A 21,200-nucleotide genomic window follows, 5' to 3' on the forward strand; every position below is an offset into this window, starting at 1 on the left:
TCCCCCCGTCGACGAGCAGGCGACCGTGCCGACCGCCCCGACGACCGACCGCGCCCTCGCGCAGTCCGTCACCACGGCCGGCACCCGGCGCCGTCCCTCGCTCGTCCCACCAGGTGGCAGCAGCTCAGTCGATGCCCCGCCAGATGTGCGGCTCGGTGTCGTCCTCGGCCTCGACGCCGGCGAGCAGCGGCACCGGGACCGACGGGACGGGACTGTCCTCACCGATCCGCGCGGGCGCGTGCCCGCCGGATGTGACGACACCAGCTGCTTCCTCCGACATGCCGGGTTCTCCTTCGCTTCGGTGGGCCGTCCGCGGTCCCGTCGTCCTACGAGGGCGGTCCGCGCCGACAGGGTCGTCGGCAGCCGTTCGCCGCACGCGAGGACGGACCGGTTCCTCGCGCCGGGGCCGCGAGGTCAGTGTGCGAGCATCCCTCCCCGGTCGCGAGCGGCCACGCCGCGCAAGCCTCTCCGGAGTCCTCCACCCACGGTGCGGAGCGTCCGCCGACACCCCACGTCCGCAGGCCTGGGGCCCCGGCCGGCCGGCGGTTCCCACGACGGTTCTGCTGGGGCTCGCACCGGCGACACGCCCGCCTCCGGCCCCGGGCGTGTCGGGGCGGGTTACCGTCTCCACCCACTCCGAGTCCTTACATTGGGTAGTCGAATTGTTTCCTGGAGTGAGGAGTCCTGGCGTGCCGTACTCACCGATGCTGGTCAAGCCGATGCGCGACGAACTGACCGAGGCCGGGTTCACCGAGCTGCTCGACCCCGCCGCCGTGGACGCCGCCATGGAGAAGGCGAAGAAGGGCCTGACCCTCATCGCGGTGAACTCCGTCACCGGCGCAGCCGCCGGCATGGCCCGGCCCGGGGTACGGATCGCCTTGGAGGAGGCCGCGAAGCGGCCCGACCAGCTGCTGTCGGTCTTCGACGAGCAGGACATCGAGGCCACCGCCCGGATGCGGTCCTACTTCGCCGACATCCCGCCGTCCCACCCCTCCTTCGCCCTCTTCAAGGACGGCGAGCTCGTCGCGTTCATCCCGCGCCACCGCATCGAGGGCCGGGACGCCCGGTCGGTCGCGGCCGACCTCACCGCCGCGTTCGAGGAGTTCGCCGACTGACGGAGCCTGCGCCCGCCCGGCCACTCCTCGGAGTGGCCGAGCGGTCCGCACCGCACGTGCCGGGGCCCAATCCGGCGGATCCGTCGAGACGAGCACCCCGGCAGGGCAGGAAGTCGGACGCCCCCGGACAGGGCGGCCGGCACCCGTCGGCCCCTCGATGCCGACCGGCACCGGGGGGGCGACCGACCGGGCACACCCGAGGCCGGCCGACCGGTTTCGCCTCCGGCCCGGATCTGCCGGGCGGGAGGAGCCCTCGTACCGGGGTCGTCCAGCTTGACCGACACGACCCCCGTCAGGCCCTCGCCGATCCGGTCGGCGTCGAGGCCGGGGTCGAGGTCGGGGTCCGCCTCCGTCAGCAGCCGCTGCCCGCGCGCGTACGCGTTCACCGCGGCCGCCAGCCCCTCGCGGAATCCCGTCTGGTGCGAGCCGCCCCCTCGGGTGGATCGGCTGTCGGCGAAGCTGCGGACCCGCTCCCTGCCGCTGCCGCGCCACCGCAGGGCCACCTCCAGCGTCCCCGCCATCCGCGGGTCCTCCCGCTCGAAGCCGATGACCGCCCCCTGCACGGCTGCCGCGGCCCGCTCGTCGAGGTGGACGACGAAGTCCCGTGCCCCGCCGGGGAATCGCAGGCGCACCGACCAGGGCTCGTCCGATCGGCGGTGGCCAGCGAGATGTCCAAGCCCCGGTTCAGGAAGGCCAGTTCCCTGAACCGATCCGCCAACCCGTCGAAGGAACACTCCGCCTCCCCGAAGAATGTGGGCGTCGGGCCGGAAGGTGATGGCGACAGAGCCGGCCCGGCCCCATCAGCGCCCCGGATCGAACCTTGCGGCCGTCGGTGGGTTCGCGGCCGCGGCCGCGCCGGCGTGAACCCGGGCCCGCTCCGCCGACCGGGCCCCGGCCCGAAACGCCGGAAGGCCGGAGCGGCCGCCGGTACGACTTGTTCCCCGCCCGGGTGAACGGGCGCCCGCCCCGCTTCCCCGGACCGGCCCGGGAGCGTTAGGAAGAACCGGCCCTGGCACCCGGTACGCGCCTCGCGCACCGGGCCGCCGGCCGGACGTACGCAGGAAGGAATCGGAGCATGGACCTCGACCAGGTGGCCGACGAACTGTACGGGCTGACCCCGGCGGAGTTCACCGAGGCTCGCGACCAGGCTGCCGACCGCGCACGCCGGGACGGCGACCGCCCCCTCGCCAAGCGGATCCGCGCACTGCGCAGGCCCACCACCGCGGCCTGGCTCGCCAACCTCCTCACCCGTACCCACCCCGCCGAGACCGCGGCGCTGCTGGACCTCGGCCAGGCCCTGCGCGCCGCCCAGGACCACCTCGCCGGCGCCGAACTCCGCGACCTCCTCGCCCAGCGCCACCAGGTCGTCCTCGCCCTCGTCGCCCAGGCCCGCGACGAAGCTCGCAAGGCCGGCCAGCAGGTCGGCGACGGACCGGCGGAGGAGTTGGCGCAGACCCTGCAGGCCGCGCTGACCGACCCGGCGGCCGCAGCCGAGTTCGCCGCCGGACGCCTCGGCGCCGCGCTGCGCCCAGGCGCCGAGATCACCCTGCCCCCGGCCACCGGCCCGGTACCCGCAGCGGGCCGCGCGACCGCGCCCCGGCCCGGCGCCGGCCGCACCCGCGGCGGCTCCGTCACCGACGAGTGCCCGTCCGGCGCCGAAGGGGACCAACACGAAGCCGACCGGCTCGAAGCCGAGGCGGCCGAGCTCGCCGGCCGGCTGAAGCAGGCCAGGAAGGAAGCGAAGCAGTCGGAGAAGCGCGCTGCCGCCGCCCAGGGCGAGGCCGATCGGGCCCAGTACGCCGCGGAGGACAGCGACGAAGCGGTGCAGCGGTCCCGTGCCGCCCTGGAGCAGGCCCAGGCCGCGTTCGACACGACCTCCGGGGCCGCCCGGGCCCGGCGGGCGGAGGCGGCCAAGGCCGCGACCTTCGCGCGGGAGGCCGCGGGCCGCGCCGAGGAGCTGACCCGGCAGCTGGAGGCGGTCCGGACGAAGATCACGAGCCGGGGCGGACGGTAGCCGTCCCTGCCCCGCACCGCCCAGGCGGGCGGCCCGGGCCAGGACGAGCACGCAGGTCCGGTCCCGTCGGTCGGCGAACCGGCGGAGCGGGGGCACCCTGCCGTCGCTGCCGGATCGCCCGTGGACCCGGCGGCGACGCCGACGGTCGGAGCGGCCGCCAGGGAGGCCGACCGGGCAGCGCCGACGGTACCGTCAGGCCGTCCGGGCCGACGGGCAGACGCCGGTCGGCCCGATGGCGTCGTTGACCCGGCGGCCGATCTCCCGCAGTTGCTTGTACTGGGCCTTCGTCAGGGGGTCGATGAGCAGGCGGCGGACTTCGGCGACGTGCCCGGGAGCGGTGGCGGTCACCTTGTCCCACCCGGCGTCGGTCAGCACGGCGAGGGTGTAGCGACCGTCGGACGGGTCGGGGGTGCGGGTGAGCCATCCCTTGGCCTCCAACCGCTTGGCGGTGTGGGACAGCCGGGAGAGGGAGCAGGCGGCGAACTCCGCCAGGTCGCTCATCCGCAGGGTGCGCTCCGAGGTCATCGAGAGTCCGGCGAGGACCTGGTACTCGAAGTGGGAGATACCGGCGTCGCGCTGCAGCTGGGCGTCGAGGGCGGCGGGGAACCGTACGAGCATGCCGGCCATGGCCAGCCAGGTCTCCTGCTCCTCGATGTCCAGCCAGCTGGGCTCTTCGGTACTCATACCCACCACTTTAGCGTGACCGTTCCGACCCGCAGCTGACCTTCCATCACTTGAGGATTCAAGGTGGAGAACCTCCATTTTACTTGACACTTCAACTCAATCGCCCGTAGCTTCCGGTTGAAGATTCAAGTCCTTGAGCGGAGAACCATCTGATGAACATCGCCTTGTGGATCATTTCCGGGCTGCTCGCGGCGGCCTTCCTGGCCGCCGGCCTGATGAAGGCCACGCAGCCCCGCGAGAAGCTGGCCGCCTCGGGTATGACCTGGGCCATGGACTTCTCCGCCGGCCAGGTCAAGGCGATCGGCGCCGTCGAGGCCCTCGGCGCCGTCGGCCTGATCCTCCCGGCCGCGCTGGACATCGCCCCGGCGCTGGTCCCCTGGGCGGCCACCGGACTTGCCGTCACCATGGTCGGCGCGGCCGCCGTGCACCTGCGCCGGGGTGAGGCCAAAGCCGTCCCGGCGAGCCTGGTCCTGCTGGTCCTGACCGCCGTCGTCGCCTGGGGCCGCTTCGGCTCGCACGCCTTCTGACCCACCCGCTCCGACGATGCTCCCCGACGGTGGAGGGACCGATGTCGCCGTGCCCGCGACCCGTCGGCGCACGTACCATCCGGACACGTTCACCGCGGACTGTGCGTCCGCGCCGGAGAGGGAGCCCCGCGACCGAGGTACGTGCAGCGAAGAGCCTGGCGGAGGACGCGGTATCGGGAGCCATGGCCCGCGTCCTGCCGCCCGAGCTGTCCGGGCGGGACCTCTGGTCCGGCCCTCCGAGCACGCCGACTTCCAGTCGAACGTCGCGGTCTCCGTGGCGAAGGCCGCCGGGCTCCCTCCCCGGGACCTGGCACTCGCGCTCCAGCGGGAGTTGGACGGCGCCGCGGTGGCGTCCACCCTGTCGGGTCCGGGCTTCCTCAACCTGTCGCTGGACGACGCGCGACTGTGGCGGCAGGTCGACCGGGGCCCCTCCTGCCGCGCGGGCTGGGCCGTTCGCGCGGACGGGCGGTCCGAACGGGTGAGGCCACGGAGCGGTTCGTACGCGGAAAGGGATGGGTGCTGAAGCATGAGTGCCGTCCCATTCCCCGCTCCTGGAGGATTTCCATGCGTTCCACCCTCGCCAAGGCCGCCGCCGTCGCCGCGGTCGCCGGCCTCGCCCTGTTCGGCACCGCCACCGCCGCCTCGGCGCACCACAACCCCCCGCGCAACGCTGTCCAGGCCGACGAGGCCGAGTGGCCGGCCGGCGCCCTGGCGGTCGGCGGCGACGCCTCCGCCGAGGACGGCTGGGCGCTCGCGGTAGGCGGCAACGCGGCCGCCACCGGCGGTATCGCTCTGGCAGTAGGCGGCGACGCGGGCTCGTTCGAGGACGACGAGGCCTGACCTTTCCGGCGACCACGCCGACGCGGCGGCCCCGGCACCCGAGCGGTGCCGGGGTCGCCGCTGTTCGCGCACCGAGAACCGAGCACCGAGCACCCAGTACCGCTCACCGCTCACCCGCGGAAGCGGCGGGCCACTCATGCCGACGTCGCGAGACACCCGCCCCGGCCCGCACACCACCGATCGTCACGGCCCCGCGGCCCGAACCGGAGCACCGGCCCGCCCGCTCGACGGATGATCAGGCCGGCGGACGATCAGGGCGGCAGGGGCCCCGGCGCGTCACCCGGGTCGGACCGCACGCGGGCCATCAGGAGGGCGACGTCGTCGTGGTCGTCCGGGTGCCGGAGGGCGCCGAGGAGGTGGTCACAGGTGTCGTCCAGGGAGCGCCGCGGGCCGTCGAGCAGGCTCAGCAGCAGGTCGAGCCGGGCGTCGATGGACTGGTCCCGGGTTTCGACCAGACCGTCGGTGTACAGGACGAGCAGGTCACCGGCGTCGAGGTCGACGTCCCTGGCCTCGAACTCGACGCCGCCGACGCCGAGCGGCGCCCCCGTGGGCAGGTCGATCAGGCGGGGACGGCCGTGGCGGGGCACCAGGACGGGCGGCAGGTGGCCGGCGTTGCACAGACGGCACCGGGCGCGGCGCAGGTCGTGCACCGCGTAGACGCAGGTGGCCATGGCTTCGCCCAGACCGGCGGTGATGCGGTCCAGGTGCCGGATCACCTGGCTCGGGTCCAGATCGAGGTCGGCGAGGGTCCGGGCGGCCGTCCTCAGCTGCCCCATGGCGGCCGCGGCGTTGATCCCGCTGCCCATCACGTCCCCGATCACCAGGACGGACGTGTCCCCCTCCCCGGGGATGGCGTCGAACCAGTCGCCGCCCACCTCCTGGGTGGCCTGGGCCGGCTGGTAGCGGTAGGCGATCTCCAGCCCGGTCAGGCGGGGCGGGTCCTGCGGGAGCAGGTGACGCTGGAGGGCGAGGGCCGCGCCGCGTTCGCTCTGGTACCAGCGGGCGTTGTCGATGGACACCGCGGCGCGGCCGGCGAGCTCGACGGCCAGCGCGAGGTCGTCCTCGTCGAAGGGCAGCGGGTTGGTGGTGCGCTTGAGGTCCAGTGCGCCGAGCACCTCGCCGCGGGCGATCAGCGGCACCGCCAGGTAGGAGTGCAGGCTGGCGTCGGCGAGCTGGGCGGCGGCGTCCGGGTCGCGGGCGATCCGGCTCAGGTCCCGGGGCCCGACCCGGGGGACGAGGATCGGCCGGCCGGTGGTCACGCACCGGGTGACCAGGCGGTCGGCCTCGTACCTGGCCGGCTCCCCGACCGGGTCGGCGGCGCGGAGCGCCTCGCTGGGCCGGTCCGCCGTGACGGCCAGCGCGCGGAAGGTCGCCGGTCCGGTCGGAGCCTCCGTGCTGGGCCGGCCGCCCAGGGCCGCGTCCAGGACGTCCACCGCGGCGATGTCGGCCAGCTCGGGCACCACCAGGTCCGCGAGCTCGCGCGCGGTCCGCTCCAGGCCGAGGGTGGTGCCGATCCGGACGGAGGCGTCCGCGATCACGGCGAGCCTGCGCCGCGCCCGGGCTGCCTCGTCGGCCGCCCGGAACCGGTCGGTGACGTCCACGACCGTGACCGCCACGCCGATCACCCGTCCGGCGCCGTCCTCCAGCCGGTAGAACGAGCCCGACCAGGCGTGGTCCGTCCCGGGGTCGGCCGGGGTCCGGCCGACGGTGTTCACGTTCAGCATCGGCTCGCCGGTGACCAACACCCGGCGCATCGCGGACTCGATGGCCTCGGCGTCCAGGAAGGGCAGGGCGTCGCGCACGCCCAGCCCGATCACCTGCGCGGCGGGCAGGCCGTTGATCCGCTCCAGAGCCGGGTTGACCAGCACGTACCGCAGGTCGGTGTCGACCACGGCGAACCCGATCGGGGACTGCGAGACCAGCCGGGTCGACAGCGCGAGGTTCCGTTCGACGTTGCCCAGGACGGCCTGGTCGGCGGCGATCCCCAGCGCGAAGCGGTCGCCGTGCTCGTCCAGCAGGCGCATGTTGCGGAACTCCACCGCCCTGCTGCCGCCGTCCTTGTGCCGGATCGGGAAGACCCCGGCCCAGCTGTCGCCGCCGCTCAGCACCCGGGCGAACAACTCGATGACCAGGTCGACGTTCTCCTCGGCGACCATCAGCCGCGCGGCGAATCGGCCGAGCGCCTCCTCGGCGCTCCAGCCGAACAGTTCCTCGGCCTGCGGGCTCCACAACGCGATCCGCCCCTGCGCGTCCAGCACCACCGCGGCGACGCCCAGCACGTCCAACAGGCCACCGGGAGGGGACGGGGAGACCCTGGCCGGGCGGGGGCCGCTCCCGGACGCATCGTCCGCAGTCATCCCTCACCCGCCTTTTCCCGCAGTCCCGCACCGGCCTGCGGGTGATGTGGTGGTCCAGCCCGCCGCTCACCGTCCGGTCCGCCACCTCCTGACCGCTGCACACCCGCCTTGCCCGACCGGCCCGCCGACCGGGGACGCCGCCGGCCTCGCCGTGCGGGGCACGCCGGCCCGGCCGCCGTCGGGGGGATGCGCGGTCCGAGCCGGTGGCGGGCAGCCCGGCGCCCGGCATCCGCCCTCTCATGGTCCCCCTCGGCGCGGACCCGCGCCCGGCGAGCCCGCCGGCGGCCTGCGCCGGCGCGCCTCCGGCTCGTCCTGCGGAGCGTGCCCGGGCGTTGGCGGGGGCGGACGTCCGCTGCCGCTCTGCCCCCGCCGGCACGGATGCGCCGGCGCCCGGAATGCCCGGCCCGGCGGGTTCCCCCGGTGGCGACGATCACGACGCGACAGGGGTGGTCGAGCCCACCGCCGGGCCACCGGTCGGGCCCGGGCCGAGGGTGCGCCCGTGCGCCGGGCCGGTCCGCCGGACGGGCTCGGCGCGGCGCTGGTTCGTCCGGGTGAACCCGGTGTCCGCCCGCTCCTCGGACGCGGACAGCTCCGGCCGCGGTTGGCATCGTGACTCTGACCCGATCGCCACCCCTCCCGGAGGACCCTCCATGCTCGGCACCGACTTCAGTACCGGATCGCCCAACTGGCTCGATCTCGGCAGCCCCGACACCGACGCCGCCACCGCGTTCTACCGTGCGGTCTTCGGCTGGGAGTTCGCCTCGGCCGGCCCGGAAGCGGGCGGGTACGGCTTCTTCCAGGTCGACGGGAAGACCGTCGCCGCACTCGGACCGCTCACCGAGGAAGGGGCGAAGTCCGCCTGGATGGTGCACTTCAAGACCGAGGACGCCCAGGCCACCGTCTCGGCCGTCAGGGCCGGCGGCGGGACCGTCCGGATGGAGCCCATGGATGTGATGGGCGAGGGCTGGCTGGCACAGGCCACCGACCCGCAGGGCGCCGAGTTCGCGCTCTGGCAGCCCGGCAGGACCCCCGGGCTCGGGCTGACCTCGGCCCCGAGCACCATGCTCTGGGCCGAACTGCACGTGCCCGACCCGCTCGCCGACATCACCTTCTACCAGGGCCTCTTCGGCTGGCGCAGCGAGGAGATGCAGGTGCCCGGCATGACGTACCGGGTACTCAGCGTCCGGGACGGCGACCAGCGGGCGGCCTCCTTCGGCGGGGTCGCTCCGCTCGGCGACGGTGCGGGCGGCGGGGTCGAACAGCCCCGCTGGGTGCCGTACTTCCACGCACCGGACGTCGACGCCACCGTCGACGCCGCCCGGGCGAACGGCGGCTCCGTACTGATGCCGGCCGCCGACGTGCCGGACGTCGGCCGGATCTCCTGGCTCGCGGACCCCTTCGGCGCGGTGTTCGCGCTGCTCAAGCCGGACCCTCAGATGTGACGTGACGAGGAAGGTTCGCCGGCCCGGATGCCTCGTCCGGGCCGGCGAACCTTCCCCGGGCCCCACCTCCAGGGCCGCGGCCGCCGGAAACCGAGGGCGGTACTACGATCTCGGTCACGGGCCGTGCGCCTACGTGTTCTTCGAACAGCCGGCATCGCATGGCCCGCGCCCGCTGCGGTTTCATCCGCACGGAATCGACGAAGGCCCAACTCGTCGATTCCAAGCCCGACTTCCGGCAACATGCTGGTGAGGGTTCCGCCCACCGAAGCGGAACGCGCCGCCGTCGACAACGGCTTGAGCGCCCTTGACCGCCTTCTTGACCGCCTTCTTGAGCGCCTTCTTGAGCGCCTTCTTGAGCCCCTCGCCCAGAGGGCAGGACCGGGGCGCCGGGGGCGTTGTACCGCAGGGCGTTGGTGATGACGTTGGCGAGGACCCGCTCCAGCAGCGGCGGGTCGGCGAGCACCGCCGGGGCGTCCGCCAGGTGGAGCGGCTGTACAGGGGCGTCGGGGTCGGACAGGGAGTCGAGGGCGCGGGGCAGGACTTCGTCCAGGTGGCGGCGGCGGTGAGGACGCCGAGATGCGCGGCTTCGGTACCCGTACCGGACCAGCCGGGTTCCCCGTGGCGGTGCTCGGCGAACCCGTTGGGGAACAGCCAGGCCGAGCCGCCGATCAGCGGTGCGGCCGACGGACGGGAGCAGCGGCCCAGCGCGGCGCAGAGCCACCCGAAGGCGGCGAACGCGAACCAGCCTGCGTGCGACTCGCCGACCACGGCCAGGGCGCAGTCCAGCGCGGCGGCGGCCGTCAGGGCCACGGCCCCGGACATCGCGATCGGCAGGCGGTCGACCACCGGTCGGTAGGGGTGGCCGCCCGGGCGGGCGCAATACATCCGCATGACGGTGTCACTCCTCAACGGACCGGCGCCGGTTCGGTCGGCAGGTGCCAGAAGTTGCGGCGGTGCAGGGTCTCCAGCTCACGCTGGAGGGCCGGTCTCGGCACGGCGAGCACCGGACAGGCGGCGTGCCAGACGCAGTACGCCGTCACCGAGGGGCGCAGGCCGCGCCGCAGCCAACTGCCGGTGCCGGTACCGACCACCAGCAGGTCCCCCGGCCGGTCGGCCGTCCCCACCAGGGCATGCCCGGCGTCGCCCCGGATCACCCGGGCGCCGATCGGCACGCCGGGGCCGGCCGGACCTAGGGCCGCGTCGAGCGCCTCGCGGAGCCTGGCGGCGGCCGCGTCCCGGCCGGCGGCAAGCAGCGGCGGGCAGGGCGCCCGGCGGTACCCGAACTCGCCGCCGGGCGGCTCCCAGGCCAGCACGGCCAGCACCTCGGTGTCCCGGCGGCCGGCCTCGGCGACCGCCCGGTGCAGGGCCGCCAGGCTGCCCAGCAACCCGCTGACCCCGACCACGACCCGCTGCGGCGCACCGGCGCCCTGCTGGCTCCCGTCCATCTCCGGCCCTTCTCCCGAGCTTCTGCGGACCGCCAGCAAACCCCGCCGGACGCCGTCGGCCGGCCGGTCCTGACGCGCCCCTGACGCGGCGGGCGGTGATCCGAACGCCACCCTGACGCCCGGCCCGGCCCGGGGCGAAGGCCGGGGTGCGGCCGCTCGGCCGTCCGGGTGAGGCCGGTGTCAACGACCCGTCAGGACCGGGCCGGAGGCAGTCAAGGGAGCGTCAGAGCGCCGTCCCGGCGGAGCCGGCCCGGCTAGCGTCGGCCTGGTTCCCGTACGGGTCGACGAGGACCCGGCTGACCCACTCCACCACCCAGGAGCACCACCATGGTCCGCACCGACACCGCCACTTCGGAGCCTGCCGGTCGTACCGTCCGGCACGTCCCGGTGCGCGCCGCCGGGTCCGTCGTCGTCCTGCGCTTCTTCCGTCGGCGGGACGGCGTCCGCTGCGCCGTCGGTTTCGGCTCCGCCGGGGCGCTCGCCGCGCTGCTCGGCCCCGGACACGCGTCGGTCGTCCTCACCGAGTCGGCCCTGCGCGAGCTGGCCGCCCCGCTGGGCGTCCACACCCTCGTGCTGGAGCCGCAGTTGGTGGCGCCGCCGGTCACCGCGCCGCCCGCCGCCCCCGTGGCCCTCACCCTCGCCCAGCTCCAGCACCAGTCGTGACGGCACCGCCGTACCCGTCCGCAGCCGAAGGCCACCCCGGCCGGCCAGGCGCACCGGCCCGGGCACTGCACCTGGTCACGGGCGCGCGGCCGGGCCCCGCGACGCCTGTCGAGGAACGGCCACTGCGGGCCCTGGCCCGGGTCAGGTCCGGCCCCGTCCCGCTGGACTTCGACCGGCTCGCCGCCCGCCTCCCCGCCGTACAGAGCGGCCTGTCACTGGCCGGCGACGCCGACCTGGAACTCCAGCTCGCCTGCACCGGACCGCAGGAGTTGCGCGGCATCACCGCCGAACTGCTGCGCGCCGGCGCCGCCCAGGTCCGGGTGGAACTCGTCCTGCGTACCCTCACCCGCACCCCCGCCACCCTCGTTCCCGCGGACGGGCCCGCCGTCCCCGTTCCCGCCGTCCCCGTTCCCGCCGCCCCCGTTCCCGCCGTCGTGAGGAGCAGCACCCCATGACCACCGCACTTGCCGCCCCCGGCCCGGCAGCCGTCCCGGCGGGTACGGCCGGCCGGGTGGCTCGGGCGCGGTCGCTCAGCTCCCCGTGCCGCGGTTCCGGCGTCGCCACCACCAGGTGCCGGCGACGGCCACCACGGCGGTGGCCGCCACGGCGATGACGATGGGAACCACCGGGGACGAGGAGTCCCCGCTGCTGGTGGCCGGCGCGGGGGCGGTGGCGGCCGCGGCGCTCGGCGTGGCGGCCGGGCCGGACGCGCTGGCGGAGGCGGAGGCGGAGGCGGAGGCGCTGGGACTGGGGGCGGCGGCGGTCGGGCCGGGCGCGGCCGGGGCGATCGGGGTGGCGCCGGGCGCGGCGGGCGACAGCTTGAGGACGGGTGCGGGGTGCTCGGGCTCGGCGCCGGCCTTGGGGAGTTCGATCCAGCGTTCGATGTGGCCGTCGCTGTACGTCTCCAGGGTCTTGAAGACCAGCTCCTTCGCGTCGGGAAGCTGCCGGACGGTGATCTTGTAGGCCGCGTCCTTGCCCGGGGCCAGGGCGGTGCCGCCGACGGTGTAGCCGTCCGGAGTGGCCGCGAGAGTCCACCCGGCCGGGGCGTCGGCGAGGGTGACGTCCGTCGGGGCGATGCCCTCGGGGAGGACGACCTGGAACTTCGCCAGGCCCGCGGTGGCGGACTCGGCCTCGGCCGTGAAGGCCACCGTGGCGTTGGTGGCGAGGGCCTGCGCGGTCTCGGACTCGACCTCGACGTGCGCGAACGCCGCCGTTCCGGCCAGGGCGACGGCCCCGGCGGTGAGCGCCAGGACGGTGGCGGTGCGGGCGGCGCGGCGGCTCTGCCGGTTGGGCACTTCGGGCTCCCTGCTTCTCCGCCGGCCGGGACCGGTCGGCGACGGGCTGACGACGGCGCCCATCATGCACGACCTGGCCCGGCGGCGGGCCCGAACCCGGCCGATGCAAAGAATTCCGCCGCCCCCGGGAACTCGGTCCGCGACCGGAGCGACTACCTGGACTGCGCGGGCGTCGGGACCACCGGAATCACTGCTCAGGGGGATGCCGAGGGCCCGGCCCCTGCGACGTACGCACCGTCCGGGCGCGGACGCAGGGGTGACCGGCCCGTCGCGCGGCGAAGCACCGCCGCGGCCCCCGGGGGGCTCGCGGCAGTCGTATCCGCCCGCCCCGGCCGTCCGGCAACTCCCGAAAACCGGCCACCCACCCCTGCCCGGGCCAGGACACGGAGTCGCGGGGGGATGTGAAACCGCGTCCGATCTGCGGGCGGACCTGCCCGCGCACGCACTTTTCCGTTATCGGGGCCGGCCGCCCGGGTCTCCTGAGGAAGGCGGCCCGAACGGCCGGACGCACGACGGGCACACCAGGGCGGGCAGAGTGAACACGCGTACCGAGCACGAAGAACCGGCGAGGACCGGACCGGGGACGGCCCCCGGGGCCCTCGCCGCCACGCCCCGTGGCTGCGCGACACCGGGTGCCTCGGCGGAGGGCTGCCCGTGACTCCGGCCGGACACCGTCTCCTGCACCTCTGCTCACTCACCCTGGCGGCCGGCGCCGTCGCCCTGCTCGCGCTCGCCGCCTGCGGTTCGTCCCCGCGCCCGGACCACTCCGCGCACTCCGCCATGCCGGGCATGGACCACACCGGGACGGCCACGCCCGGCTCGCCGCCCTCGGGGATGCCCGGCATGGCGGGCATGACCACCGACGAGGGCCTCGCGGCCGAGCGGGACGGCTACCGTCTGGACTCCCCTGCCACCGAGCTCCCCGCCGGCCGGCCGGTGAGCTACCCGTTCACCATCACCGGGCCGGACGGCCGGCCGATCACCGACTTCGCCGAGGTACAGACCGAGAAGCTGCACTTCTACGCGATCCGCGCGGACCTCACCGGCTATCAGCACCTGCACCCGACGATGGCCGCCGACGGCACCTGGACCGCGGATCCGGCCGCCCTCGACCCGGGCACCTGGCGGCTGTACGCCTCCTTCACCCCGAACACCGGCCCCCGGAAGGGCAAGGAGTTCGTCCTCGGCCGCACCCTGACCGTGCCCGGCACGGCCACCGCGGTACCGCTCCCCGCCGCCGGCGACAGTGCCACCGTCGACGGCTGGACCGCCACCGTCCAGGGCGACCTGACGGCGGGCAAGGCGGGCCCGCTCACCGTCAGCATCAGCCGGGACGGCCGGCCGGTCACCGATCTCCAGCCGTACCTCGACAGCTACGCCCACCTCAGCGCCTTCCACCAGGGGGACCAGGCACTCGCCCACCTCCACCCGATCACTCCCGTGGCCGGGGACCACGGCGGACCGTCCCTGACCTTCTACGCCCTGCTCGGCAGGCCCGGGAACTGGCGGGTCTTCCTGCAGTTCCGGACGGCCGGGCAGGTGCACACCGCCGAACTCACCCTGCACGTGGCCTGACGCGCCGGTAGCCCTTCCGTGGTCGCGCCGCAGTCGCCCGCCGCCGCCCGCCCGCCGGAGGGGCCGACCCGGTGGTGCGGGGCGGCGGCCGGCCGACGGGCACCCGGGGCCGGGCGCTGGGCCGGGCCGGTCGTCCCCGGGCGCGGGCCGGGGCGCGGATCCCGTTGCGGCCCCGGCACCGCGGTACCCCGGTGCGGGCGGACGGCCTCGGCGCCGCCGAGTACCGCGCCACGGGCGTCCGGGGATTAATCAGGTATACCGATGTCCGGGCCCCGCATATTCACCCCGTCGGCCGCGCCCTAGGTTGAAGGTCCGCCGGCCGACCGGATGACCGGCCCGCCCGTGCGGCCCCGGCCCGCCGCGCGAGGCGCCTCCGGGGCTGCCGCCGGCACCGGGCACCCGCGCGACACAGGGAGATGGCGTCATGACCCCGTTCTACTTCCAGGTCAGCGTCCCCACCAGGAACCTCGGCCGACCCGAGCAACGTGGCCTGCACGTCTTCACCGGACCGGCCGAGACCGGGGCGGACGCCGTCCGGATCGCCCGCCGGACCTGCGACGCGGCGCTCGCCGCCCAGGCGGCGGGGGTGGCGATCCCCCGCAGACGGCCGGACGGCTGGGGAGCCCGCGGAGTACGCCCCGGCTGGGCGTTCGACTGGGCGGACGCCACGGTGGCGTCCTGGGAGTGCGACAGCTTCCTCGCCGCGTACGACGTGCGGGACCGCCTCCACCCGGACCAGGCGATCGCCCGCTGACCGGGCCGGGGCACAGCCCCGCCGAGCCACCTGGCGTACCGGACCGGCCGGGCGTACCGGGCGTTCCGGGCGGACCGGCCCGACCGGGCGGGCTCCTGCGGGGACGGGCGACTCCGCCCCCTCGCCGCTACGTGTGACGGGCCAGGTCGTGGCGGGAGAACGCACCCGTCTTCCGCATGGCACGGGCCACGTGCTGTTCCACGGTCCGGGAGGAGAGGTGCAGGGTCGCCGCGATCTCCCGGTTCGTCAGCCCGCTCGCCGCGAGCTGCGCCACTTCGCTCTCCCGGGGCGACAGCTCGTCCGCGTGCGAGGGCCGGCCCGGTGGACGGCCCTTCCTGGCCGGCTGCTGCGTACGCAGCAGGGCTCGGACCCGGGCAGCGTCCCAGGTCGCGCCGAGGTCGCCGAACTGCTGCGTGCAGGAGTCCAGTGCGGCGACCAGCTGCGCCGTCGCGTCGGCCGCCCCGTCGCCGGGACCCTCCGCCTCCGGTGCGCCGGGTGACCGCCCGGACGGGGTGCCAGGGGGCGCTGCCTCCCCGTCTGCGCCGCCCGGACCAGGCGACCGTACCGCCAGCAGGCAGCGCGCCGCTCCCTCCGCGGTCAGGGCACGGGCGTACGGCCGGCGGAGCGTCCCGTAGGCCGCCTCGGCCTGCGCGTACAGGTCCGCGGCCTGCTGCTGCTCGCCCTCCACCTCCGCCAGCACGGCCCGGCTCCAGCTGAGCGAGGCCCGGGCGGCGGGCGCTTCGCGCTCCTCGACGCCTTGGGCGAAGTCCCGCACCATGGCCCGCGCCGCAGGCAGGTCGCCCGCGCGGGCGGTCGCCTCCACGGCCCACGGGGCGAGCTCGGCGGCCCACACCCACACCCCCTTGCCGACCACGCCCGACCACGCCCTGCGGGCCTGCTCGGCGGCGCCGGCCGGATCCTGTCGCGCCAGTGCCAGGCGCACCAGGGCGCCCGACGCGGTCGCGGCCAGCGCCGTGGGCATGTTCTCCGGCGTGATCGCCCCCTGCCCGGACAGCCAGGAGAGCGCTGCCCCCCAGTCGCCCTCGGCGAAGGCCAGCAGGCCCCGCACCACGCGGGCGTCGGAGGCGATGAACGGCATGTCGGCGGTGGTCGCGACGAACCTCTCGCACCGCTCGGCGAGGCCGGCCCACCGGCCCGTCCACCACTCCAGCAGCAGGCGCGTCCCCAGCGCGGTGTGCTCGGTGTACGGGGCGCCGCTGGCGGCGGAGAGGTCGAGGCCCTCGGTCAGCAGGGCCTCGGCCCGCTGGTAGCAGCCGAGCCAGACCGCGGCGTCGGCGGCGTTGCACAGGCCGCGCGCGGCGTGCCGGCGGCAGACCGGGTCCGGGCTGCCGGTGGGCAGCGCCGCCACCAGCTCCCAGGCCTCCCGGTCGCCGCAGCTCATGGCCAGCGAGGCGCGGGCGACGGCGGCCGTGGCGAGCGTGGCCTCGTCCCCGCTCGCGGCGGTGGCCGCCAGGGCCTTGCGCAGCCACTTCCGGTGGACGTCGATCGCCGAGCCCGGCCAGTAGGGCATGGCCAGCGCGGACATCGCCCGGGCCGCGAGGTCGGGCCGGACGTCGCGGAGTTCGGCGGCGGCCGTTTCCAGCTCCTGCCACCCGGCGGCGAACCTGCCGACCTGATTGCACAGCATGAGTCCCAGATCGAGCCGCAGTTCACCGCGGACGGTCGCAGGCAGGGTCGGGTCGCGCACGATCTGCGTCAGCACCTCGACGGTCTGGTCCGACCGCAGGGCGACCACGGCGCTGCGGGCCAGCAGCGGTGCCAGCCGGGCGCGGGTCTGCGGCGGGACGAGGGAGGAGGCGAGGGCCTGCTCCAGCAGCCCGATCGCGTGCTGGTGGCGGCCCGCCTCCGCGGCGGCCCGGGCCGCCCTCTCCACCGCCCGCAGCCAGCCCCGGACCTGGCCGGCGGCCCTGCGGTGCCGGGCCACGGCGGTCCACGGCACCGGCTGCCGGCGGGTCAACACGTCCGCCGCCCGCTCGTGCAGCTCCTGGCGGAGCGGCCCGGGCACGGCTCCGTGCACGGCGGACGCGGCGAGCGGGGCGGGAAACCCGTAGGAGCCTTCGTCCAGCTCCGCCAGCGCCGCCCCGGTCAAGGCCGCCAGCAGAGCGCTCCCGCCCCGCGCCGGTCCGAGCCCCGAGACGCCGATCAGTTCGTCCCGGCCCGCGGGCTCACCCAGCACGGCGGCCGCCCAGATGATCGGCCGGTCGGCCGCGGGCAGGGCGGACATCCGGCCCAGGACCAGCTCGGCCAGTCGGACCGGCACCCCGGCCGCGTCCACGTCGCCGGCCGTGCACTCCTCCGCCGGCCGCCCGCGCACCACCGCCAGCAGGTCGACGACCACCTGCGGCACTCCGCCGGAACGCTCCAGCAGCCGGCCGACCACCTCGGCCGTACAACGGTCACCCAGCGTCTCCGTCGCGGCCCGACGCACGCGCTCCTCGTCCCAGGCCGTCAGCCGGTTCCGCAGCACCGTCAACCCGGACGGATACCTCGGCGTCGGCGTGCCGAGCGGCAGCCCGGGGGTGCGCAGCTCCTCGGGGCGGTAGGTGACCACGGCCGCCAGACCGGGCCAGGACGCCTCCAGCACGCGGCGCAGCCGCTCCCGTTCGTCCTCGTCGGCCCGGTGCACGTCATCCACCAGCAGCAGGACCGGACCCTCCCGCGGCCCTTCCTGCGGTTGGCCGCCGGGGACGCCGCACCGCCATTCCAGCCGGGTCGCGGCCGCCGCCCCCGGCAGGGCGCCCAGTTCGCGGAGAAGGTGACTCTTGCCCGCACCGGCGGTGCCCTCCACCCACACCAGAACGGGCTCGCCGCCGTCGGCGGCGAGGGCGCGCCGCAGCACCGGCTCCCAGCCGAATCCGTGCGCCGCCGTCATGCCACCGCCCTCGCTCCCGGTCTCCGGTCCTCCGCCGCGCACACCGTCCGCGCCTTCGGAGGGCTTCCTGGCAGGCAGCAGGTTCCTTCCGACGTACGGCCTACCGAACCACCCAGTATCGCCACAGGTTCCCCGCCGCCGGTAGGCGTCGGTACGCCCGCGGCAGCGCGCGGATCCCGCCGGGATGCGTTTCCTCCGGTCGTGACGGAGAATGCCGACTTCCGGCTTCCGCCGTCCGCACGGCTGTGGTCCGCCGTCCGCACGGCTGCCACGCGTGGCACCGGGGCCACCGGCCGGGTCCGGTCGGTCGCGGAACACCGGTTCCGGCGAACCCGCTCCCCCTCCTGCTCGAGGTCGGGGGCCGCGGGGTGCCCGGGCATGCGGAGGAGCCTCCGTGTCGCGCGTGCCGCTTGAGCAGCTGCGAACGGCTGCCGAAACGCAGTGTGCCTGCCGGTCGGCCGGGTGGGCCGGAAGTCGGTGGCGCAGCTCGGTCCGCATGCCCGTGCACGATGTCGGCCGACCGCGGCGGCGGTCAGGGATCCCCTGGTTGCTCCTGCACGTCCGGTCGGCCGACAGCCGGAATCTACGGTGCCGGAGCCGGCCTGGACCATCCGTAGGGGCGGAGACCCGGATACGCCATTAATCCACCTCCCGGAGAACTGCTGACCTGCGTACAGACGCGGTGGCGCCGGGGAGCCGGACCGCCCGCGCAACGGCGCCGGCGTGTCCGCCCTCCCTCTGCGCCGTAGGCCGGCTCTCACCTCCACGGGCCCGGCCGGGCCATCCCCCTCAGGTTCGACCCCCTGGTCCGGCTCTCGATCCGGGCCGTCCCCGGACGCCCGGTCAGGGTGCTTCCGGCAGCCGTCGGAAGAGCCGGCCTGCCAGGTCGACGCCCACGATCGCGCCGTCGTCGTCGCGGGTGAAGTACCCGCGCTGCCCGGCCAGACCGCCCTCGATGATGATGTACTCGTCGCCGTCGCCCGGCAGGAAGCCCATGGCGGCCGGCGCGTAGTCCGGGGGCATGTCGGCGTCCGAGGCCGCGCGGATCGCCGGCTTGATCCCGACCGCGAGGGTGAGCCGGGCCCCGTCGGTGGCGATGTCGAGGTTCATGGCGTCGATCTCGTAGCGGCCGGCGGCCTCCCGCGCCCGCTCCTCGGCGTACGGGACGGGCTCCGGGGCCCGCTCGACCACCCCGAGGTGGTGTTCCAGGGCCCACCGCACGAGGGACTGGTTGAAGGAGTAGCCGTCCGGGCCGGCGTTGGCCAGCGAGACGACCGCGAAGTCGTGCTCGGGGACGATGAGCAGCTCGGCGAACTGGCCGTTGCCCGAGCCGCCGTGCCCGATCGTCCGGACGCCGTCCACGTCGCGCAGGAACCAGCAGATGCCGAAGGCGTCGCCGAGCGTGCTGGCGCGCAGCTCGACCGTGGCGTCCTTCATCCGGTGCAGCGCCTCGGCGGGCAGCACGGCGCCGCCGTCACCGAGGTGGAACCGGGCCCAGCGCAGCAGGTCGCTCGCCGAGGAGACGGCGCCCCCGCCGGGGTTGTCGCCGCGCGCGCCCTCCCTGAAGGCCTTCCACGGCCGGGCGGCCCGCAGGTCCCCGTCCTCGCCACGGTTGTACCCGACGGCGAACTTGCGGATCATCACCTCGTCCAGCCCGAAGACGGTGTCCGACAGCCCCACGGGCTCCAGCACCAGTGCGGCCATGGCCTGCTCGAAGGGCAGGCCCGTGACCTTCTCGACGATCCGGCCGGCCAGGTTGAACCCGGCCTGGCTGTACGAGGCGCGGGCACCGGGGGGCGCGATCATCGCCAGCCCGTCCAGCTTCGCCACGAAGGCGGCCAGCGAGCCGTCCCCCTGGTCGGTGTCGATGAGGTTCCAGTCGAGGCCCGCGGTGTGGTTGAGCAGGTTCAGCACGGTGACCTGCTCGGCTGCCTGCTCGTCGGCGAGCCGGAGCTCGGGAACGTAGCGACGGACCGGGGCGTCGAGGTCCACCCTTCCGTCCGCGACCAGACGCATCAGCGCGGTCGCGGTGAAGGTCTTGGTCACCGATGCCACCGGGAACAAGGTTTTCTCGTCGACCGGCAGCGGGTGGCCGAGGCTGGTCACCCCGTGCGAGGCGTAGATCTCCCGGCCACCCGTCAGCACCCCGACGGCGACGCCGGGGATGCCGAACCTCTCGGCCTGCGCCGCGACGAACTCGGCCAGCCTCTGCTGTGACATCGGGATCCCCTCCGTTGACTTGAACTAAGTACAGGACAGAGCGTAGGGCGCCGGTTGAACAAAGTACAAGTACCTGGATGAACTTAGTTCAAGTAGGCTGCCCGGCATGCCGCGAGAGACCCTGACCGCAGACCGGATCATCCGAGCCGCCATCGAACTCCTGGACGAGGAGGGACTTGACGGCCTCAACATGCGCAGCCTCGGCGCCCGCCTCGGCTCGGCGGCCACCGCGATCTACTGGCACGTCAAGACCAAGGACGACCTGGTCAGGCTGGCCGGGGACGCGATCTGGCAGGAGGTGGAGATCTCCGATCTCGAGGCCACCGACTGGCGCACGGCCGCCACCGCCCAGGCCACCGGCATCCACGCCATGCTGACCCGGCACCCCTGGCTCGGGCAGGCCTTCGGCAGCCACCTGCTCTACGGCCCCGGCAAGGCCCGCCACGACGACCACAGCCTCGCCGTCTACGAGACCGCCGGCTTCGCCCCCGCCGACGCGGACCGGGCCGCCACCACGGTGCTCGTCTTCGTGCTCGGCAGCGCCCTCGCACCGGCCGCCCAGGTCTCACTGACCCGACGGCTGGGCCGCAGCGGGGACGCCGAACGACAACTGGCCGACACCGTGGCCCGCAGCATCGAGATCGCCCGCGAGTTCCCCCGGCTGCGCGAACGCCTCGGCACGGACGCCGCCGTCGACTACGCCGCGACACCCGGGAACAGTTTCGAATTCGGCCTCCAGGCGATCCTCGACGGCTTCGAGGCCCGGTTGGCCGCGGTGCACCCGGCCGGCTGAACCCGGCCGCGGTGGCGACGGACGACGGTGATCCGCCGGCGGCGGTCGGCTCCGGTTCGCGGCCGGCGTCCTCACACAGGAGGCCCCTCCTCCGTGCCTCGCTTGCGGCAGGATCACCAGCTGGTGGTTCCCGCCTCGTCCTGTTGCTCAGGCGTTGAGGATGTGTCCGGTCGTCGAGTCCACGTGGGCGGGGATCTCCTCGTGGCGGTCGCCCACGGTCGGCGTCCCGGTCGGCTCGAACATGAGGATCGCGGCACCGGACGGCGCGGCCGGCTTGTGCTCCGTACCTGCGGGAACGGTGAAGACCGCCCCCTGCGACAGCAGGACCGTGCGCTCACCCTCAGACTCGCGCAGGGAGATGTGCAGTTCCCCCTCGAGCACCAGGAAGAACTCGTCGGTGTCGTCGTGGGTGTGCCAGACGTGTTCGCCCTCGACTTTGGCGACCCGGACGTCGTAGTCGTTGACGCGCGTGACGATGCGCGGACTCCACAGCGCGTCGAAGGAGGCCAGGGCCTGGGGAAGGGAGATCGGCTGGTTGCTCATGGCCTCATCCTCGGCTGTCTCGCACCGGCAGGGTGAGTGC

20 protein-coding genes and 1 pseudogene are annotated in these 21,200 nt (G+C 75.1%); 11 read left to right on the top strand and 10 right to left on the bottom strand.

Annotated features, from left to right (window positions below; all coding sequences use genetic code 11):
• Positions 1–124: 124 nt before the first annotated feature.
• Positions 125–280, bottom strand: coding sequence for a hypothetical protein (locus OG689_RS05755; protein WP_266318316.1), 156 nt, complete (start codon positions 278–280; stop codon positions 125–127).
• A 409-nt stretch (positions 281–689) separates the two neighbouring features.
• On the opposite strand from OG689_RS05755, the gene OG689_RS05760 reads away from it, so the two are divergent.
• Positions 690–1,115 carry a BrxA/BrxB family bacilliredoxin gene (locus OG689_RS05760; RefSeq protein ID WP_323189252.1) on the top strand — a complete coding sequence of 142 codons (426 nt, stop codon included), beginning with the start codon at positions 690–692 and terminating at the stop codon, positions 1,113–1,115.
• A 320-nt stretch (positions 1,116–1,435) separates the two neighbouring features.
• Here the strand turns inward: OG689_RS05760 and OG689_RS44745 are convergent.
• A pseudogene (locus OG689_RS44745) lies at positions 1,436–1,849 on the bottom strand (hypothetical protein); the annotation flags it as partial.
• Positions 1,850–2,190: 341 nt separating this feature from the next.
• Between OG689_RS44745 and OG689_RS05770 the strand changes: the two are divergent.
• Positions 2,191–3,129 (top strand): hypothetical protein, encoded by a 939-nt coding sequence (locus tag OG689_RS05770; protein ID WP_266318317.1) that lies wholly within the window; start codon positions 2,191–2,193, stop codon positions 3,127–3,129.
• A 192-nt stretch (positions 3,130–3,321) separates the two neighbouring features.
• On the opposite strand, the gene OG689_RS05775 is transcribed toward OG689_RS05770, so the two are convergent.
• The gene (locus OG689_RS05775) at positions 3,322–3,813 is read right to left on the bottom strand and encodes a MarR family winged helix-turn-helix transcriptional regulator (protein WP_266318319.1); all 492 of its coding nucleotides are present in this window, start codon (positions 3,811–3,813) and stop codon (positions 3,322–3,324) included.
• 152 nt (positions 3,814–3,965) lie between these two features.
• Here OG689_RS05775 and OG689_RS05780 point away from each other — a divergent pair, with 152 nt between their 5' ends.
• From OG689_RS05780 to OG689_RS05790, 3 genes are read left to right on the top strand one after another with little or no spacing between them, the layout of a single operon-like run.
• Positions 3,966–4,340: a DoxX family protein gene (locus tag OG689_RS05780; RefSeq protein WP_266318321.1), complete on the top strand. Its 375-nt coding sequence runs from the start codon at positions 3,966–3,968 to the stop codon at positions 4,338–4,340.
• A gap of 16 nt (positions 4,341–4,356) precedes the next feature.
• Positions 4,357–4,863 (top strand): hypothetical protein, encoded by a 507-nt coding sequence (locus OG689_RS05785; RefSeq protein WP_266318322.1) that lies wholly within the window; start codon positions 4,357–4,359, stop codon positions 4,861–4,863.
• A gap of 41 nt (positions 4,864–4,904) precedes the next feature.
• Complete coding sequence (locus OG689_RS05790; protein ID WP_266318323.1) at positions 4,905–5,180, top strand: hypothetical protein; 276 nt, start codon at positions 4,905–4,907, stop codon at positions 5,178–5,180.
• Between the two features lie 251 nt (positions 5,181–5,431).
• Here OG689_RS05790 and OG689_RS05795 read toward each other — a convergent pair whose 3' ends face one another.
• The gene (locus OG689_RS05795) at positions 5,432–7,537 is read right to left on the bottom strand and encodes a SpoIIE family protein phosphatase (RefSeq protein ID WP_266318325.1); all 2,106 of its coding nucleotides are present in this window, start codon (positions 7,535–7,537) and stop codon (positions 5,432–5,434) included.
• 650 nt (positions 7,538–8,187) lie between these two features.
• On the opposite strand from OG689_RS05795, the gene OG689_RS05800 reads away from it, so the two are divergent.
• Positions 8,188–8,979, top strand: a complete 792-nt coding sequence (locus tag OG689_RS05800) for a VOC family protein (protein WP_266318326.1) — start codon at positions 8,188–8,190, stop codon at positions 8,977–8,979.
• A gap of 180 nt (positions 8,980–9,159) precedes the next feature.
• Here OG689_RS05800 and OG689_RS05805 read toward each other — a convergent pair whose 3' ends face one another.
• Positions 9,160–9,870, bottom strand: a complete 711-nt coding sequence (locus OG689_RS05805) for a hypothetical protein (protein WP_266318328.1) — start codon at positions 9,868–9,870, stop codon at positions 9,160–9,162.
• A 14-nt stretch (positions 9,871–9,884) separates the two neighbouring features.
• Complete coding sequence (locus tag OG689_RS05810) at positions 9,885–10,424, bottom strand: universal stress protein (RefSeq protein WP_266318330.1); 540 nt, start codon at positions 10,422–10,424, stop codon at positions 9,885–9,887.
• 327 nt (positions 10,425–10,751) lie between these two features.
• Here OG689_RS05810 and OG689_RS05815 point away from each other — a divergent pair, with 327 nt between their 5' ends.
• Positions 10,752–11,087 carry an SAV_915 family protein gene (locus OG689_RS05815; protein WP_266318331.1) on the top strand — a complete coding sequence of 112 codons (336 nt, stop codon included), beginning with the start codon at positions 10,752–10,754 and terminating at the stop codon, positions 11,085–11,087.
• On the top strand, positions 11,084–11,542 hold the full coding sequence (locus OG689_RS05820; RefSeq protein WP_266318333.1) for a hypothetical protein: 459 nt from the start codon (positions 11,084–11,086) through the stop codon (positions 11,540–11,542). The genes OG689_RS05815 and OG689_RS05820 overlap by 4 nt, the downstream gene beginning before the upstream one ends.
• Before the next feature lie 75 nt (positions 11,543–11,617).
• Here OG689_RS05820 and OG689_RS05825 read toward each other — a convergent pair whose 3' ends face one another.
• Positions 11,618–12,382, bottom strand: a complete 765-nt coding sequence (locus OG689_RS05825; protein ID WP_266318335.1) for a DUF1775 domain-containing protein — start codon at positions 12,380–12,382, stop codon at positions 11,618–11,620.
• Positions 12,383–13,036: 654 nt separating this feature from the next.
• Here OG689_RS05825 and OG689_RS05830 point away from each other — a divergent pair.
• On the top strand, positions 13,037–13,957 hold the full coding sequence (locus OG689_RS05830; protein WP_266318337.1) for a hypothetical protein: 921 nt from the start codon (positions 13,037–13,039) through the stop codon (positions 13,955–13,957).
• A 424-nt stretch (positions 13,958–14,381) separates the two neighbouring features.
• Positions 14,382–14,711, top strand: a complete 330-nt coding sequence (locus OG689_RS05835; RefSeq protein ID WP_266318338.1) for a hypothetical protein — start codon at positions 14,382–14,384, stop codon at positions 14,709–14,711.
• Positions 14,712–14,838: 127 nt separating this feature from the next.
• On the opposite strand, the gene OG689_RS05840 is transcribed toward OG689_RS05835, so the two are convergent.
• Both OG689_RS05840 and OG689_RS05845 read right to left on the bottom strand, forming a co-directional pair.
• Complete coding sequence (locus OG689_RS05840) at positions 14,839–17,604, bottom strand: LuxR family transcriptional regulator (protein WP_266318340.1); 2,766 nt, start codon at positions 17,602–17,604, stop codon at positions 14,839–14,841.
• Between the two features lie 843 nt (positions 17,605–18,447).
• Entirely contained in the window at positions 18,448–19,824 is a 1,377-nt protein-coding gene (locus tag OG689_RS05845; protein ID WP_266318341.1) for a serine hydrolase domain-containing protein, read from the bottom strand.
• 106 nt (positions 19,825–19,930) lie between these two features.
• Between OG689_RS05845 and OG689_RS05850 the strand changes: the two genes are divergently transcribed.
• Entirely contained in the window at positions 19,931–20,617 is a 687-nt protein-coding gene (locus tag OG689_RS05850; RefSeq protein ID WP_266318342.1) for a TetR/AcrR family transcriptional regulator C-terminal domain-containing protein, read from the top strand.
• 147 nt (positions 20,618–20,764) lie between these two features.
• Here the strand turns inward: OG689_RS05850 and OG689_RS05855 are convergent, their stop codons facing one another.
• On the bottom strand, positions 20,765–21,160 hold the full coding sequence (locus tag OG689_RS05855; RefSeq protein WP_266318343.1) for a cupin domain-containing protein: 396 nt from the start codon (positions 21,158–21,160) through the stop codon (positions 20,765–20,767).
• Between the last annotated feature and the right edge of the window lie 40 nt (positions 21,161–21,200).

This window comes from Kitasatospora sp. NBC_00240 (genome assembly GCF_026342405.1).
Classification (GTDB): Bacteria; Actinomycetota; Actinomycetes; order Streptomycetales; family Streptomycetaceae; genus Kitasatospora.